The sequence below is a fragment of the Variovorax cryoconiti genome (assembly GCF_051216395.1).
Lineage (GTDB): Bacteria > Pseudomonadota > Gammaproteobacteria > Burkholderiales > Burkholderiaceae_C > Variovorax.
In genome coordinates this window covers 1-1,039 of sequence record NZ_JBPJZI010000080.1, presented here as the reverse complement: position 1 = coordinate 1,039, position 1,039 = coordinate 1, and the positions used below count along the sequence as shown (strand labels likewise).

Below are 1,039 nucleotides of genomic sequence, written 5' to 3'. Positions count from 1 at the left end.
GTGGCGGTCTGCGTGCCCAGCGCGATGCGGTTGAGCGCCGCGAAGTCGGCGTCCTGGCCCGACACCGGAATGCCGCGGATGCCCTTGGCCGAGAGCGCGGCCACCGCGCCGCCGGCCGTGCCGTCGTTGGCAGCGACCACCGCGTCGACCTTGTTGCCGGCCTTGGTGAGGATCTGCTCCATGTTCTTCTGCGCGACCTCGGGCTTCCAGCCTTCGGTGTATTCGTCGCCGACGATCTTGATGTCGCCCTTCTTGATGGCGGCGTCCAGCACTTCCTGCTGGCCCGCACGCAGGAAGTCGGCGTTCGGGTCGCTCGGCGAGCCCTTGATGATCACGTAGTTGCCCTTGGGCTTGACCTTGAAGACCTCGCGCGCCTCCATGCGGCCGACCTCGACGTTGTCGAAGGTGATGTAGAAGACGCCGGGCGCCGCGATCAGACGGTCGTATGCCACCACGGGCACCTTCTGGCGCGTGGCCTTGGTGACGGCGGGCAGGATCGCGTCCTTGTCCATCGCCAGCACGATGAGCGCCTTGGCGCCCTTGGACATCAGGCCCTCGATGTCACCGAGCTGCTTCTCGGGCGAGCCGCCCGCATCGGCACTGATGTACTTGGCGCCGAGTTTTTCCAGTTGGGCCTTGATGGCGGCCTCGTCGGTCTTCCAGCGTTCTTCCTGGAAGTTCGACCAGCTCACGCCGACCACGGTCTGCGCCATCGCGCCCACGGCCGTAAGACCGAAGGCCATGGCGGCCAGGGTGTGTTTCAGTTGCATCGATGTCTCTCCAATGTTGGTGCGCCCCGCGGGCATCAGCCGTGTAAGAAATTAGTTAGTTTGAAGGGCGAACTAACTATCCCATCGCTGCGAGGCTCTGGGCATCCGGGAATTCCCGGAGCGCATTGCGACCCCTGTCGCGGGATGCGGTCCTACGTTGCGGGCGTGTGCGGCCCGGTATCTTTCGCATCCTTCCCGCCTGGCGGGAGGCCTTATTCCGAACGCTCTTACGACCTTTGTCGCCGATGAACAAGGAGACAAAAAATGCT

Annotated in this window: 1 protein-coding gene; it reads right to left on the bottom strand. The window is 64.2% G+C overall.

Features of this window, described 5'->3' with window-relative positions; all coding sequences use genetic code 11:
* Positions 1 to 770, bottom strand: a 770-nt coding sequence (locus ACSFA2_RS25880; RefSeq protein ID WP_435458181.1) for a substrate-binding domain-containing protein, incomplete at its 3' end; no start/stop codon positions are given.
* Between the last annotated feature and the right edge of the window lie 269 nt (positions 771 to 1,039).